Annotated in this window: 13 protein-coding genes; 12 read left to right on the plus strand and 1 reads right to left on the minus strand. The window is 55.5% G+C overall.

Features of this window, described 5'->3' with window-relative positions; all coding sequences use genetic code 11:
• Positions 1–19 precede the first annotated feature (19 nt).
• The 9 genes from ABJK56_RS13305 (at position 20) to ABJK56_RS13345 (ending at position 11,770) form a co-directional block, all read left to right on the plus strand.
• The gene (locus ABJK56_RS13305) at positions 20–1,189 is read left to right on the plus strand and encodes a cellulase family glycosylhydrolase (RefSeq protein WP_347245155.1); all 1,170 of its coding nucleotides are present in this window, start codon (positions 20–22) and stop codon (positions 1,187–1,189) included.
• A gap of 301 nt (positions 1,190–1,490) precedes the next feature.
• Positions 1,491–2,018 carry a chemotaxis protein CheX gene (locus ABJK56_RS13310; protein ID WP_347245156.1) on the plus strand — a complete coding sequence of 176 codons (528 nt, stop codon included), beginning with the start codon at positions 1,491–1,493 and terminating at the stop codon, positions 2,016–2,018.
• 621 nt (positions 2,019–2,639) lie between these two features.
• Complete coding sequence (locus ABJK56_RS13315; RefSeq protein WP_347245157.1) at positions 2,640–2,855, plus strand: hypothetical protein; 216 nt, start codon at positions 2,640–2,642, stop codon at positions 2,853–2,855.
• Positions 2,856–3,045: 190 nt separating this feature from the next.
• Positions 3,046–4,482, plus strand: coding sequence for a tRNA (N6-isopentenyl adenosine(37)-C2)-methylthiotransferase MiaB (miaB, locus tag ABJK56_RS13320; protein WP_347245158.1), 1,437 nt, complete (start codon positions 3,046–3,048; stop codon positions 4,480–4,482).
• A gap of 23 nt (positions 4,483–4,505) precedes the next feature.
• Positions 4,506–7,640 carry a bifunctional [glutamate--ammonia ligase]-adenylyl-L-tyrosine phosphorylase/[glutamate--ammonia-ligase] adenylyltransferase gene (gene glnE / locus ABJK56_RS13325; protein ID WP_347245159.1) on the plus strand — a complete coding sequence of 1,045 codons (3,135 nt, stop codon included), beginning with the start codon at positions 4,506–4,508 and terminating at the stop codon, positions 7,638–7,640.
• 175 nt (positions 7,641–7,815) lie between these two features.
• Complete coding sequence (ybeY, locus tag ABJK56_RS13330; protein ID WP_347245160.1) at positions 7,816–8,334, plus strand: rRNA maturation RNase YbeY; 519 nt, start codon at positions 7,816–7,818, stop codon at positions 8,332–8,334.
• Between the two features lie 39 nt (positions 8,335–8,373).
• A complete protein-coding gene (locus tag ABJK56_RS13335) occupies positions 8,374–9,714 on the plus strand; it encodes a hemolysin family protein (protein WP_347245161.1) in 1,341 nt (446 codons plus the stop codon).
• A gap of 188 nt (positions 9,715–9,902) precedes the next feature.
• Positions 9,903–10,961 (plus strand): nitrilase-related carbon-nitrogen hydrolase, encoded by a 1,059-nt coding sequence (locus ABJK56_RS13340; RefSeq protein ID WP_347245162.1) that lies wholly within the window; start codon positions 9,903–9,905, stop codon positions 10,959–10,961.
• Positions 10,958–11,770 (plus strand): hypothetical protein, encoded by an 813-nt coding sequence (locus ABJK56_RS13345; RefSeq protein WP_347245163.1) that lies wholly within the window; start codon positions 10,958–10,960, stop codon positions 11,768–11,770. The genes ABJK56_RS13340 and ABJK56_RS13345 overlap by 4 nt, the downstream gene beginning before the upstream one ends.
• Here the strand turns inward: ABJK56_RS13345 and ABJK56_RS13350 are convergent.
• Complete coding sequence (locus ABJK56_RS13350) at positions 11,756–12,559, minus strand: SOS response-associated peptidase (RefSeq protein ID WP_347245164.1); 804 nt, start codon at positions 12,557–12,559, stop codon at positions 11,756–11,758. The genes ABJK56_RS13345 and ABJK56_RS13350 overlap by 15 nt on opposite strands.
• 184 nt (positions 12,560–12,743) lie before the next feature.
• On the opposite strand from ABJK56_RS13350, the gene ABJK56_RS13355 reads away from it, so the two are divergent.
• The 3 genes from ABJK56_RS13355 (at position 12,744) to ABJK56_RS13365 (ending at position 15,846) form a co-directional block, all read left to right on the plus strand.
• Positions 12,744–13,616 (plus strand): dihydropteroate synthase, encoded by an 873-nt coding sequence (locus ABJK56_RS13355; protein WP_347245165.1) that lies wholly within the window; start codon positions 12,744–12,746, stop codon positions 13,614–13,616.
• 82 nt (positions 13,617–13,698) lie between these two features.
• Positions 13,699–14,580, plus strand: coding sequence for a homocysteine S-methyltransferase family protein (locus tag ABJK56_RS13360; RefSeq protein WP_347245166.1), 882 nt, complete (start codon positions 13,699–13,701; stop codon positions 14,578–14,580).
• Between the two features lie 108 nt (positions 14,581–14,688).
• Complete coding sequence (locus tag ABJK56_RS13365) at positions 14,689–15,846, plus strand: uroporphyrinogen decarboxylase family protein (RefSeq protein WP_347245167.1); 1,158 nt, start codon at positions 14,689–14,691, stop codon at positions 15,844–15,846.
• Positions 15,847–15,923: the final 77 nt, after the last annotated feature.

Here is a 15,923-nt window from a genome sequence, read left to right on the forward strand (position 1 = left end):
CAAAGAAAGGAGCGAAGCTATGTCCGAACGCATGACCCGACGGAATTTTCTGACACAGACCGCTGCTGTAACCACAGGCGGATTACTTGGAATTTCCAACACAGTTCGTGTACTGGGCGAAGAATCCAGTGCGATAACCCCACCCCCCGTGCCACGCTGGCGGGGGTTCAATTTGCTTGATTTCTTCCAAGCGATGTGGCGGCCAGTGGAAGGCGATTTTGTCAGGGTCGAGCCGGTGCCGGAAGAGGATTGCCGGCTGATTGCGGAGCTGGGTTTCGACTTCGTGCGGCTGCCAATGGATTACTGGCTCTGGATCGACTCGGATTGGCCGAAGACGAAAAAACTCCGCCCGGACGACCTCTTCAAAATTCGCGAAGCAACCCTAGAAAAAATCGATCAGTCTATCGAAACTTGTCGCAAGCACGGCCTGCACGTTAACTTGAATTTTCATCGAGCCCCCGGCTACTGTATCAACGATCCAGAGCGGGAACCGCTCAGCTTGTGGAAAGACAAAACCGCCCAGGAGGCGTTTCTCCACCACTGGACAGTGTTTGCCAAGCGGTATCGCGGCATCCCCGCGAAGGAACTAAGCTTCAATCTGGTGAATGAGGCTCCCAGCCCGCGGCCAGGCTACATGACGGCCGAAGATTACTGCCGGATCATGGGTCAGGCCATTGAGGCCATTCGCAAAATCTCGCCAGATAGGTTGATCTTCGTGGACGGCCTCAATGTCGGCACAAAGGTCGTGGAATGTCTCATCTCTACCGCTGCGCCGCAGAGTGTCCACGCATATTATCCGGCGCAGATCAGTCATTACCGTGCTTCCTGGGTGGATCGAGATTCGAAGTTTCCGGAACCCACCTGGCCTATCAAGAATCCGGATGGTTCAATCCGCATCGGCCGACAACAACTGGAAGAACACTTCGCCCCCTGGGGTGAACTGCGACGAAAGGGCATCGGGGTTCACTGCGGCGAAACCGGCTGTTTCAACCGCACGCCTCATAACGTGTTCCTGGCCTGGATGGAAGATGTGCTGGATATCCTCAAAGGCCACAACATCGGGTGGGCATTGTGGAACTTCCGTGGCTCATTCGGGGTTCTGGATTCCGGCCGGAAAGACGTGGACTATGAAGATTTTCACGGCCACAAGCTCGACCGAAAACTGCTCACTCTGCTGCAAAAATACTGACCGGTTAAAAAGGAGAGAAGCAACGCCCATTCGTGGGCAGGCATTCCGAAAAAACCAAGGGTTCGGCCTTTGCCCAATGTTTTGCCGCGACTGATTGATCTGGCAACACCGGATACCACGAGTGAAATGGTGAAGAAGCCGCTGCTGCCGGCGGCTTCTTTTGTTTTTCCAGCGTCTCCACCTCCAACCGTAACCCATCATTTACTGAAACCCCAAAGACGGCGATTTGCTAACCGTCGAGTGTGACCAGTCATAGAGCAGACCTTTCGACGCATACTGGTGGACACGGAGGAACATCCCGATGAGCACCATGACAATTCCCGACCAGGTTATCCCTCTACCAGGGGACCCTCGCCTGGCTCACGCGCTGGTGGCCGCCGTTGAAGACGCATTAGGTATGTGCGGAGCCCAAGCCCGTTTGGTCGGGATTACCTCGGTTCCGACTCATGAGCCCGGCACGATCACGGGTGTGTTGGGGGTTCACGGTAAAGCCACCGGTTTTCTCGTTCTCAATGTCTCCGAAGCCGTCGCGAAGAACCTCACTTCGGGCTTTCTCCAGGAAAAGGTGGACACGCTCAATAATCAGGTGGTGGATACGGTGGGAGAACTCACTAATCTCGTGGCCGGTGGTTTGAAAAAACGCGTGGCCGACACCCCCTGGGCATTTCAGTCGGTAACCGTTCCTTCGGTGATCATCGGCCACAATTACCAGATTGCATACGCAAAAGGCATTACTTACCTGGCCGCTACTTTCGAACAGGAGAACTCGGAGGCGTTCTTTCTGGACCAACGGCTGTTTCAGGCAGCCGTCTCACTCATCCGCGTGTAGGCCGGCCTCCACCCGCCAAAAAATTGTGGTCTCTGGTTATGGCTCGGATACTGGAGGCGTTCCGGCAGGGGGTCCGTGTCCATGGGAGGACCAAACCCGGCGCGTCGAAGCTGAACCGGCAAAGGAGCCTAAAGGTCAGAAGTTTTTCTGTTTATTTGGCACAGCGATTGCAATATCATTGATTGCACACGCGTAACCTGGCCTCGCCGCGTGAGCCGGGACAGAGAAGAGGTTTTCGCACCCCAATAGGGGCCGGCAGACAGAAGAGGCCAACGAAGCGGACCGGGACCGTCGGGCTCCCCCCAACACGCGATGCTCTCCTCCGCAACGACGAGGAACCCACCCGACGGGCCGGAACACCGGCTTCTATCCCCAGCAGGCGAGCTGGCCGCGGCCACTCGCCTGTATTTTTTTGCCACAGCAAAATGCAACACGTGTTGCAATATCGAACACCTTATCGTCCTATCCCAAGGTGCCACTATAGTGGGGTCACACAGTTTTCCCTCGGCAAAACGTCTTGCCAGAAGCACCTCTGTCTTCTGCCGCTTTCCCCAGGATACAATGGCAAAGAATTGGGGAAGCAGCTTACAGGCCCGGGAAGCCACCAAAAAGGATTTGTCGATGGCGAATCGTTGGTCCACGTGGGATGTCGTCCTCTGGTTGATCCTCGGCTTTGTGGGGGTTAACCTCCTCTTACAGGTCATGCTGCGTTTTCGGGCCGCGTGGATCAGCCGTTTGCAGGAAGACATTCACCGGGCGCAAAACCCGGCGGAGGGAAATGCACACTCGACAGAGACGAATGAATCCCCTTCCGCTGGCCAGGCGAGGCGATCCTGACAAACTGCTGTCAAACACGACCGCAGCGACTTTTGTCGGGCCGAGTTCGATGTAAGTTTGAACCGGCAGTGCTGCGAGACACTTTCGCATGCCGATCTGGTCCCCCGCGCTAGAGGGACTTCCGCCAGGCAGCGAGATTGGGCGTATGCCCGCCTTGATGTCAAATTTTTAATCAGCCAGGTGAGAGTGGATGGGAAAACGATTTTATATCGAAACGGTCGGTTGCCAGATGAATGAGCTGGACAGCGAACTGGTCGTGGCTGCGCTCCAGGAGGCGGGCTACGAGCAGGTTTTCCAGCGTCAGCAGGCCGATATTATCCTTTTCAACACCTGCAGCGTGCGGCAACATGCGGAAGACAAAATCTACAGCGCTTTGGGAAGGCTCAAGCACCTCAAGGAGCAGAAACCCGGCAAAGTCATTGGCGTGTTGGGGTGCATGGCGCAAAAGGACCAGGAGCTCATCCTCAAGCGTGCACCGCACGTGGACCTGGTTGTGGGTCCCGGACAGGTCGCCCGCCTCCCGGAGCTTCTCGAATCGCTGGCGCGACGTACGGGCCCCATTATGGAGGTTAGTTTGGACCGCCGTGGCCAAGCACGCCAAAAGGTCCAGGCCAGTTTCCTTAACCCTGATCGGCAGGACCGGCCGATTGTCCGGCCGGTGAAGCACCAGGCATTTGTTCGCGTGATGTTCGGCTGTGACAAGTTCTGTACTTACTGTATCGTGCCGAAAGTAAGAGGTCCGGAGCAGAGCCGTTCTCCTCAGGAGATTTTGGAGGAAGTCCGACAACTGGCCGACCAGGGCTGCGTGGAGATAACACTTCTGGGCCAAACGGTGAACAGCTATCGGTGGGAAGAACCAGGCTGCACAGTCCGACTGGCAGATCTGCTTGAAAAGGTGCACGAGGTATCGGGGATCCGGCGAATCCGGTTCGTGACGAATTATCCCCGGGACATGTCGCGGGAACTGCTGGAAGCCGTTCGCGACCTGCCAAAGGTCTGCCCGTATCTCCACGTCCCAGCGCAAAGTGGCTCGAATGCAGTTCTGAAGAGGATGAAACGTGGTTACACAGTCGAACAGTACTACGAGATGCTGGCGAGTATTCGAGAAATCGTTCCCCACGCAGCCGTCACCAGCGACTTCATCGTGGGATTTTGCGGCGAAACGGAGGAGGACTTTGAGCAAACGGTACGACTCGTGGAAACCGCACGGTTTAAGAACAGTTTCATCTTCAAGTACAGTCCGCGCCCCGGCACTAAAGCGTACGAACTGTTCCCCGATGACGTACCCGATGAGGTGAAACGACGGCGCAACAACGAGTTGCTGGCAATCCAAAACCGGATCAGTCTGGAGGAGAACCAGCGGTTCATCGGTCAAACGGTGGAGGTCCTCGTAGAAGGACCTAGCAAGCTGGCGGAGCGGCAGTCCGGAAAAACGTCGTCTTCCATCCAGTTAACCGGTCGCACAGTTTGCGACCGCATCGCCGTCTTCGAAGGCCCAGTTGACTTGGCGGGACAGTTTGTAAAAGTGACAATCAAAGAAGTTAGCCCGGTCACTTTGTTCGGGGAACTGAGTTTGGTGAAGCAAGACGTGCAGGCAGATCGGCTGGGCGCACCGATATCCGCGTAGCCTCCAGAGAACTACCGTCATCGATGGAGATTGCAACCGTTCGTTCTTTCCTGGAACAGCCGGAACTTGCTCGGAGCTGGCTTGGGCGATTGAAAGTCCGCGACGTGAATCGTGGTCTAAGAAATTTCCTGGGAATTGCTCGGCAGGGAATTCCCCCCGATTTACTTGCTCATCTCGCCCATCAGCTTGAGGAGAGATTACCCACTCTGGCTGATCCGGATATGGCGCTTAATAATCTAGAGCGTTTTTTCTCGGCCGCTAGAACCCCCCTCTCGCTGGCCGCTTTGTTCGAGCGGGACCCGGAGGCGTTACCGCCGCTCCTCCAGATTTTCAGCGCCAGTCAGTTTCTCAGCGATATCCTGGTAACCGATCCGGAGGCCTACGATCTGCTGCGACTTACGGAAGGACAACCGGTTGCTCGACAGGTGTTGGTCGACGAACTGACCGCCGAAGTCCGCGCACTTCCTCACGAGATGGAGATCCTTGCAGCGCTGCGACGGTTCAAAAGGCGGGAAATGTTGCGCATCGCGTATGGCGATATCGTTATCGGCCAGAGTGTCTCCACGGTGACTCGCCAGCTTTCGTACCTAGCCGATGCAATTCTCCAGGCTGCGTACGAAAGTGCCCAGCGTCGGCTGGCTCCCAGCATGGGGCTTCCGCGGCTGCCTAGCGGCGCGGAGGCTCGATTTGTGATTCTGGCTATGGGAAAGCTGGGCGGGGTTGAGCTAAACTACTCCAGCGATATCGACCTGATCTTTCTTTACGAGGGTGAAGGGCAAACTGATGGGCCGCGGTCAGTCACCAATGCAGAGTACTTTTCCCGCCTGGTGCAGGAGATCATCCGTCTGCTTACTCAGCGGACGGAACTCGGCGCAGTATACCGGGTTGACCGGCGGTTGAGTCCAGAAGGTGAGCACGGCCCGGCAGCCATGAGCGTTCCGGCGGCCCTCCATTATTACGATGTCCGCGGGAGAACCTGGGAGCGCCAGGCGTTTATCAAGGCACGACCTGCCGCTGGTTCCCTGGATCTGGGATACAGCTTCCTGCACGACCTGGAGCCGTGGGTTTACCGGCGTTATCTCACGCGCGCGGATATTGCCGGCATCAAAACGCTGCGCAGGAAAATCGAGCAGCGGGCTCATCGCCAGGGAGTGGATCAGCGCGACGTCAAAAACGGCTGGGGGGGAATCCGCGATATTGAGTTTGTTATTCAGTTCCTTCAGTTACTTCACGGTGCCGACCTACCCAGCGTTCGCACAGGCAATACACTGGAAGCCATTGCGGGCCTGGAACAGGCGGGATGTCTTACGCATGCGGAGAGCAGCCATCTTCAGGAAAGCTACAGTTTTCTCCGCAAGTTAGAGCATCGCCTGCAGATCATGTTCGATCTGCAAACCCATAGCATCCCCAGTGACCCGGCGGAAGTGCAAAAATTGGCCATCCGGATGGGTTATGTGGATGGTGCAAACGCTTCAGCACGCGAACAATTCGAAAGGGATTATCGCCGTTTTACCAGCCGTAACCGCCAGATCCTGAATCACCTGCTTCATGATGCTTTCACTGATGATTCTGAGACCGCCGCCGAAGTTGAGCTGGTCCTCGATCCCGAACCAACACCGGAATTCATTCACAGCGTCCTCTCGCGACACCGCTTTCGTGACATTCCCCAGGCCTACCGGAATCTCATGAATCTCGCGGAGGAGCGGATTCCATTTCTATCGACTCGTCGCTGTCGCCATTTTCTAGCCTCAATTGCCCCGATGTTGTTAGCCGCCATTGCGGCCACACCGGACCCCGATGCAACCCTCGTCACACTCAATCAGGTGAGTGATTCTCTGGGGGGAAAAGGTGTCCTCTGGGAACTTTTTAGTTTCAATCCGCCATCCCTCAAGTTGTACGTCCAGCTTTGTGCCTACACACCATTCCTGGCAAGCCTCCTGATCAGCAACCCAGGCATGATTGATAGCCTCATGGACAGCCTGGTCCTCGATAAATTGCCCGACCGGCGGTTTATGGAGATGACATTGCGGGAACTCTCCCTGGCGGCCGAAGATCTGGATCCCATCCTTCATGCTTTCAAAAATGACCACCTTCTGCAAATCGGTGTCCGCGACCTGCTGGGCAAGGATGACGTGGAAGCAATCACTCAGGCGATCAGTGATCTGGCTGAAACGTGCCTTACCGAGGTTGTCGTGCGGGAGTATGAGCACCTGGTCCTCCGCTACGGTCAGCCCACAGTGGGTGAAGGTCCGCGCCAAGGACAGCGAGCGGAGCTGGTGATCCTCGCGATGGGGAAGTTCGGCGGGCGCGAAATGAATTACCAGAGCGATCTGGACCTTGTCTTTCTCTATGAAGAAGACGGCACCACCGTGCCAGTTGTGGAGTCCGGTTATGTCCGCCCCCGCGATACAACCACCAACCAGCACTTTTTCAGTGAGTTGACGCAACGGATTATCCGGCGGATTTCCTACCTGGGGCCATACGGCCGGCTCTATCAAGTGGATGCCCGTCTTCGACCAACCGGCAGGAGTGGCACACTGGTCTTTTCTCTCCGCGAATTCGCTAATTATTTTCATCAGGGAATGGGGCAACTGTGGGAGCGCCAGGCGTTGTGCAAAGCTCGGCCGGCCGTCGTTTCCGAACGGATGAGACCCGTGGTGGAGTCACTCATTCAAGAGGTGATTTACAGCGAACCGTGGCGTCCGGAATTTGCCACACAGATTGCCGACATGCGCCGACGACTGGAAGAAACCGCCAGGCCCCTCGACATCAAACGGGGCCGGGGTGGAATCGTCGACGTGGAGTTCCTCGTACAAATGCTCCAGCTTCGCCATGGCCGGGAACACCCCGACATTCGCAAGACTTCCACATTTGCAGCCATGCGGGCACTCCATGAGAAAGGCCTCCTCCCTGAACCAGCTTTCAACGAACTTTACGAAAGCTATCGGTTTCTCCGGGCCCTCGAAAACCGGTTACAGCTTGTAGCACCGACCGCCAAAAGCCGCATTCCGGAAGATTCCACCGAACTGGCCCGGCTGGCCCATCTAATGAGTGCCGAAGATCCGGGAAGTCTCGTCCAAACAGTGGAACAGTACCTCGCCCGAAACCGTTACTACTGGGAAACGACGGTGAACAGACTCGCCGAGGGAAAAGAATAACTGATCGTAGAATGTTAGCGATGCGCGATAGCAACATCTCCGAGCAGGCAAGAGAAAAACTCCCTGGATTTGCCAGCTCAAAGCGTCGATTTCGGCATGTGGGTACCCCTCGTTGAATCATGGGTCGGGATGCACTGGTGCTGTTGGAGATCGCTGCCGTCGAGAGGGATGAGCTTTGGTTCGGATAGAAATTGCCAATCAAATTAAGCATCTGAAACTGGACCGGCGTCTCATTCGGCGTGTCATCCAGTGGATTATGCGCCAGACGAATATCAAAACCGGTGAGGTGAGCGTGGCCATTGTCGATGATCCAACGATGGCTGCCCTTCATGGCCGCTATCTCAATGATCCTGCTCCGACGGACGTCCTGAGCTTTGTCCTCGAGACCGGTCCCGAACATCTCGAAGGGGAAGTGGTTGTGAGCTATGACACCGCAGTTGCCAAAGCAAAAGAACTCCGCGTCTCAGTGGCATCCGAGTTGTTACTCTACATCGTGCACGGTACACTACATTTGGTTGGGTATGACGACATCACTCCAGCGCTCCGCAGAAAAATGCGGGCCGCGGAAAAACACGTGTTCGAAGCATTGAGAATCCCCTATCCTGGCCCCGAGGAAAACTCGAAGAAAAATCGCGGGAGGGCCTGCGAAGCAAAAAAACGTCGGAGGACCGACAGCAAATCGGGGAAAGGATAAAAAACTCGGGCTTGCTTGGAGTCCGCGAAAACTGAAAAGATGCCAGAATTGTGGTGGTTTGTATCGGCGGTTGGGCTTGTCCTGGCCTGCATGGCGTCCATTGGCACCCGCGCACTGTCCGACTACTCGCGACACGATCTCGAAGAGTTATGCCGCAGGCGAAAACAACCCGAGCGATTGCGTGCCGTCCTCCAGGGCTACCGTAAAGCGTCCATTGCCGCGGAACTGCTGGAAGTTCTCCTCCTGGTCCTTGTCGTGGCTCTCAATGCTATACGGTGGACTCAACTCTGGAATGAGGCCCACTCTCAAGGGTTCCTGTCTCAAACCCAAATTGTGGCTCCATCTGTGGTGGGCCTATCGATCGCCATCCTTTTTGCAACCGTGTTTGTCCCCCGGGCGATATCGCTGCTTTGCGCCACTCCCGTGGTGTTCTATGGCTGGCCCCTCTGGAAACTCCTGACTCAACTGATGGCTCCATTGCTGCTGCTCAGTCACGTCACCGAAGTAGCCATCAGCCGCAGTGCGGGACGTTCGATCCCCAAAGAGTCAGAAGAACAGTTTGAGGAAGAAATCCGCACCCTGGTCAACGAAGGTGAGAGGGAAGGTTTCATCGAGGAGGAAGCCCGCGAAATGATCGAGGGGGTCATCAAACTGGCGGACGTCACCGTCTCCGAAATCATGACCCCCCGAACAGAAATGGTATGTCTGCCCAGTGATGTGTCCTGGGAAGAGATGCTCCAGACGATCACCCGTGAAGGACATACGCGGATTCCTGTTTTTGAGGAAACCCGAGACAACATTATCGGCATACTCTATATCAAAGACTTGCTCCCGTATCTTGCGCAGCCCGGAACCGAACAGCGGCCGGCCTGGACTACCCTGCTGCGAGAACCAGTCTTCGTACCAGAAACCAAGTCCGTCCATGCCCTCATGCAGGAATTTCAAAAGACGCATAATCATTTGGCTGTTGTTCTCGATGAATACGGAGGTGTTTCGGGCATCATCACCCTTGAGGATATTCTGGAAGAAATCGTGGGAGAAATTGAGGACGAGCTCGATCAGGAAACGGTTCAGGAGATCATCATTCGCGAAGATGGCCGAGCAGAGGTGCGGGGTTCAGCGCGGGTGGAAGAAATCAATCGGCGGTTGAATCTCAATTTGCCCGAGGATGAGGAATATGACACAATTGCCGGTTTGATGATGACGCATCTGGGCCGTGTGCCCCACGTGGGGGAGTCTCTGGTGATCGCAAATGTCCGGCTGACGGTTTTGGAAGGAGATCGCCGTCGAATCAGAAGAATCTTTCTCGAACCATCCGTAGATTCAGAACCAGACTTGAATCAGCACCAGGACGGGGCAGGAGTTGAAATCCCTTCATAGGTTCGGGGACGCACGACACCCCGACTCGCACCGTGCGAACAGGGCAGCAGAGTTCTTCAGGCAACTACGCCCAAGAATAGCGTCACTCGAGGTTCGGCATGTCAGGCCCGGCAACACACCGGTCGAGATGGTATGCGGAGAAACAACATCGAGAAACACAGCTCTGATGCCAAAGAAAAGGAAGGTCCATGCCTCAGTTGTTGCAGCGCTACTACGCAGCCCTCTGTCAAACAAACCTGCCCAATCCCGTCGATATGGCTGGCATTCACCGAAATGTTGGTCGAATGCTGGAAATGGCCCAATATGCCGTTACGGGTTACGAGCCTTTTTTTCCAGTGAAACTGGTGGTATTCCCCGAGTTTGCTCAGGTCGCGCCCGTGTTCGAGACCGTGGAAGAACTCCATGATCGGCTGGCGGTTCCCATCCCTAATGAGTTCCTCGATCGATATTGCGAGCTGGCTCGTAAACTTGGCATTTATATCCAGACAAGCAGCTTCCTGGAGCGGGATTCACGGTATCCTGGCCATGTTTTCAACACAACCTGCCTGGTCGGCCCTGACGGACTCTTGCTGAAGTACCGCAAAGTGCACCCCTGGATCCCCTGGGAACTTCATACCAGTCCTCATGATCTCCCTAACTATCAAGACCCACTGTTCCCGGTGGTCGAGACGGAAATCGGTTGCATTGGTGTAGCCATCTGCTACGACTGGCTATTTCCGGAGGCTATTCGCCAACTCTCGCTCCAAGGAGCCGAAGTGCTGGTGCGCGTATCGGCCTACATGGATCCATGGGGAACGGCGTCACCAATGGAATGGTGGACGCTCATCAATCGGGTGCGGGCCATAGAAAATTTGGCCTACGTTGTGGCGTGCAACCAAGGCGCTTCCCTGCGAAATTATCCACCATTTAGCTGGCCGGGCGGTAGCATGATCGTGGACTACGATGGGCGAATCGTCGTTCAGGCAGAACCCGGGACAGGCGAAAAAATCGTTATCGGACCGGTGGATATCGCTGCTGTTCGTGAGGAGCGCGAGCGCCGATCGGGACATCATATGTTGGCCCACCTCCGCACTGAAGCTTATTCCGGTTACCGAGTTTCCATCTATCCTCAGGCCACCACCACTGCTCCGCCAACCGCTGACGATGTTAAGAAGCGGATCGAAATCGGCCGAGCTCGCTGGCGTCAACCATCTCAGCAAATAAAAAAGCACCGAGAAACGGCGTGTGAGAACGAGGGCCACACGTGAGCAGTAGTTCGTCGCGAAAGCCGTACAACTTGTTGCGCGCTTCAGAAAGGACGCGGCAGGGCTCCCGTCAGTCCTCGGACGACCGCAGCAAGTCGGCGAAAAAGCGGTTGCTTGCTGATCTAGTTCTCGCCGGCGTTTGCTTTGCCCTTGTGTTTGCTGTTTTTTTCTGGCGTCCGTTCAGCCAACCGGATCCCACCAGGCATCCAGCGGTGGGAAAGCCAGCTGACTTTGTCCACGTGTATTCGCTGGATGACCTCGTCAACGCGGGCCGGGCCTTTGCATCGCCGGTACCCCAGGCAATTTCGCCACTCACACTGGACACGCTTCGCGGCCATGTGACCTTAGTCGTGTTTTGGGGCCCGTGGGTTCCTACCAGTGAAGAAGTAGTTTCCCATCTAGCTGACGTGCTCCCAATGACCACGCGAGAGGATTTTCGTTTTGTGGCCATTGCCTGCCCCCCACCTCCTGATCGCAACCTCCCGGAAGACTTTTTGGCTTGGACACAGACTGCCTGGCAGGAACTGCGTCTGCCCGCGTCATGTTATGTCGACTTGGAACGAACGAGCCAGTATCGGTTCCTGCTTCTCGATTACTCCGAGGTAGCTGAGGCAGCTAGTCTTCGCCCTCTCCCCATTCCCACAATCGTTCTCATTGATCGAAGCGGAATCATCCGCGCAGTGTGGATGGGATGGCTTGCGGGATACGACGGCCAGTTGCGTGAAATGGTGGACCAACTTTTGGGACCAGCAGTCAGAAAAGCACCTGGCTTGACCCACGACTCCCAGCCGCCTGCGTCATCCCTTGAATGACGATGAATCGCCCTCAAAGAATGTGCCCCCTCCGGTTGCGGGCTCGATGCAGCGTGGCCCTTCATGTCGAATTGAATTCACGTAAGAAGAGACGGCCACGACCTCCATTTCCTCGTCAGGATACGGCCGAATCCAGTCCCGAAGCTTGTCGAATTGGACAATTGCGGGGTTCAGCCACAAATCGTAGGCCTCCGGTGGCAAGATGAGAGGCATCCGATTGTGGAACCTGGCGACCAGCGGATTGGGGTCTACTGTGAGAATGGTGCACGTCTCCAAAATCTCGCCGGTGGGACTGTGCCACTGATCCCAGAGTCCGGCCAGGGCAAACAGTTTGTCGCCTCGCAGCCGAACGAAATACGCCTGCTTTCCGCTAGGAGATGCCTTCCATTCATAAAACCCGTCGGCCGGAATGAGACACCGGCGGTGCCGGGCAGCGGTACGAAAGGCCGGTCTGGTGCTGACAGTCTCCGCCCGAGCATTGATCAGTCGATTACCCCCAGAAGGGTCTTCCGCCCAATGCGGCACAAGGCCCCATTTGACCCACGCCCATTCCCGCTTTACAGGGGCCTCTGTATCACCGCCAACGGCATCCGTTGCTGGTTTCCGAAAAGCTGCATTCATTTCGGGAATTGGCTGTCCCGTATCCAGCTCAGCCCGCCAGTGCCGGACAACCCCAACCATTTGCCCCGGAGCGATGTTATAACGAGGCGAAAACTCGGGAACCTGCAGCAGGCGAAAATGGCTTGCTACTTCTTCCGGCGTCGCACGCAGCGTGAATCGACCACACATAGGGAAGTCCTACCAATCGCTTTCACACCACGCCTTTTTATATTGAACAACCTATTGTAGTGGTCGCCCGAGTTAAAATCGAACAGTTCACCCCCGGCCGGGTGGAAAAAATGCCCGAAACGTGATAAAAAATCATCACTTGTTCGCTGTCGTCCAATACGGACCATTGACCGAGGAGGGACCTATGGCCATTCCGGGGCTTACGATTATTGGGGAATCAATTAACGACTCTGTGCCTTCCACGAAGGCACTTTTCGACGCCGGAGATCTTGATGGGATTGTGGCCCTCGCCAAAAGTCAGGTCGAGGGTGGAGCCGCCTACATTGATGTAAACATCGGCTCCCGAAGCCCTCACCTGATGGCCGAAGTAGTCCGCCGCATTCAGGAAGCCATCGATAAGCCACTTTCCATCGACACTCCCGACCCCCAGATCGCCCGGGCAGGACTGGAAGCCTATATAGTTGACCGCGCTGGTGGCGCCAAGCCGATTCTCAATTCGATCACCGTTTCCCGCGAGGAAATGTGGAAACTTTATGAAATCCGGCCGTTCAAGCCCATTCTGCTGGCCACCGAAGTTCTGCTCGATGGTCACCCGCAACCCGCACGCACTGCCGAGCAAACCTACGAAGCGGCCAAATACCTTGTGAATCTCGCTCGAAAATACTGCCCGGGAATTGGAAATGACGATTTGATTATCGATCCTGGTATCGTGCCCATTGCCAGTGATATTGAAGGAAATCTCAAACGGCTGTTGGGTGCGATGAAGCTCATTCACGAGGATCCCGACCTGGCCGGTGTGCATATGTCAGTAGGGTTGAGCAACTTCACTGTCATGCTCCCGTCCAAGCGGAAAGATGGTTCACCGGTGAAAAGCGCTCTCGAGTCGGCTTTTCTCACAAGGGCCATGCCGCTTGGCCTGGATATGATCATCGGCTCGGTCAAACGGAAATACGAATTGCTGCCGGAAGACCATCCCGCCATGCAATGTCTGGAAGCGGTGCTCCAAGCCGAAGGCTTCGATGCGATTATGGCGGTCCGAAAATTCTACGCGGAATGAGGGAAGTGTGGGCGTAGTTTTCTGATCGTTTCTCGAGTTGCGCCGTTCTTTTCGGAGTCGTTAAGAAAAAAGAGGTTGCTCGATGGTACACGCTTTGATTCAGCAACTGCTGGAAACCGCCCCGGTGATTCTGGACGGAGCATGGGGAACTCAACTGCAAGCCCGCGGATTGCCGGTGGGTGCTTGCCCCGATGAATGGAATCTCTCGCATCCAGCCGATGTGGAAGCAGTTGCCCGGGCGTATGTTGAGGCGGGAAGCCAGATCATCCTTACGAACACCTTCGGCGCCAATCCCATCACGCTGGAGCGCCACGGCCTCGCTGACAAAACTGTCGCAATCAATCGGGCTGGTGTGGAAATCTCCAAACGGGCAGCAGCGGGTCAATCGCTTGTGTTTGCCTCCATCGGGCCGACAGGCGTCATGCTCATGATGGGTACCAAGACACCGGAAGAAGTCCGATCAGCGTTCCTCGTTCAAGCCCAGACTCTGGCCGAGGCGGGAGCAGATGGATTGGTGATCGAAACTATGTCTGATCCTGCCGAGGCTCTTCTGGCCCTTGAGGCGGCCAAAACGACCGGTTTGCCCGTCGTCGTCTGCATGACATTTGATTCCGGAAAAAATCGGGACCGAACCATGATGGGCACAACGCCCGAGCAGGCCGCTCAACAACTGTCGGCCGCCGGTGCGGATGTGATTGGTGCCAACTGTGGCGCAGGTCCTGAGAATTATGTCAGTATCTGCCAGCGCTTGAAGGCAGCCACGGATCAGCCCGTCTGGGTCAAACCCAATGCAGGCTTGCCGGAGGTTGTCGATGGGCGGACCGTTTATCGCATCAGCCCGCAGGAATTTGCGGAGTGTGCTCTCAAACTGGTCGAAGCGGGGGCCAGCTTTATTGGAGGGTGCTGTGGAACCACTCCCGATTTCATTAGAGCTGTACGCAATGTATTGGGAAAAAATGGCTGAAAGTTTCCTGAGTTATACACTCGACTCACATTAACGCATATTCAGGCCTCTGCAATGACCCCACGCGAACGCGTTCTCTGCGCCCTGTCTCACAAGGAGGCCGATCGCGTGCCCATCGATTTTGGGGCCACGCGTCAAACCGGCATAGCGGCAGCCGCTTACCACCGCCTTAAACAGCGTCTGGGCTTGATTACTCCTACACGTGTTTACGACGTTTACCAGATGCTGGCTGAAATTGAACGGCCGATTCTCGAACGCTTCGGTGCTGATGTTATCGGACTTCATAGGCGCCACGTGGCCTTCGGAATTGCGAACGAGAACTGGAAGCCCTGGCGACTGTTTGACGGCACGCCCGTTGAAGTGCCGGGCGAATTTAACCCTGTTACGGAACCCGACGGCTCACTCACGCTCTATGATCAGCGGGGATGCCCCATTGCCAAAATGCCCAAGGATGGTTTCTATTTCGATCGACTCGATAAATATCCCGGTGCTGCTCATGTGGATCCAGAAACCCTGGATATCCCTCTACTCAGTCAGCAAGAATGCGATGAGCTTGGGGCACAGGCGGAAGCCCTGTACCACAACACGGATTTTGCGATTATCGCGGCGATGGGACCTCCTTTCGAGCTTTTCTTTGGGCTGGGAACCGGCGATTTTGCGGCCTGGATGATCACTTTGGTCAGCGAACCGGAGTATGTTCGGGCGTTGTACGAACGGATTGTTGAAGCCTGGCTCGAGAATTTGCGACGTTTTTATGAGGCGGTCGGCGATCACATTCACATCATTCAATTTAATGACGATCTTGGAACACAAGATCGACCGTTTTTATCTCCAAAGTTGTTCAAGGACCTTATTTTCCCATACTACAAGAGGGGGCTTGATTGGATCCACCAAAATACCAATTACAAAGTCTTTATGCACAACGACGGAGCAATTTATGATTTTATTCCTATCTTGATCGAAATGGGGGTGGATATCCTCAACCCCGTCCAGACCACGGCCAAAGGGATGGATCCTGCTCGCCTCAAAGCAGAATTTGGCGATAAACTTACTTTTTGGGGGGCCGCGTGCGACTGTCAAAGGACACTGCCGTTTGGAACCCCTAAAGACGTTGCGCGAGAGGTGGAAGAAAACATCCGGATCTTAGCCCCCGGCGGTGGGTATGTGTTTGCATCAGTCCATAATATTCAGGCGAACTGCCCCCCTGAGAATATCATGGCGATGTTTGAAACGGCACTCGCAAAAGGCCGGTATCCCATTCAATGATCCGTCGTATTTATATTGCGCCTTATAACTAAGATTAGAGCGGTTGCATTATGCGACTCATCGTGGTGGCCTGTGAA

It is taken from the genome of Thermogutta sp., from assembly GCF_039793925.1.
GTDB lineage: Bacteria > Planctomycetota > Planctomycetia > Pirellulales > Thermoguttaceae > Thermogutta.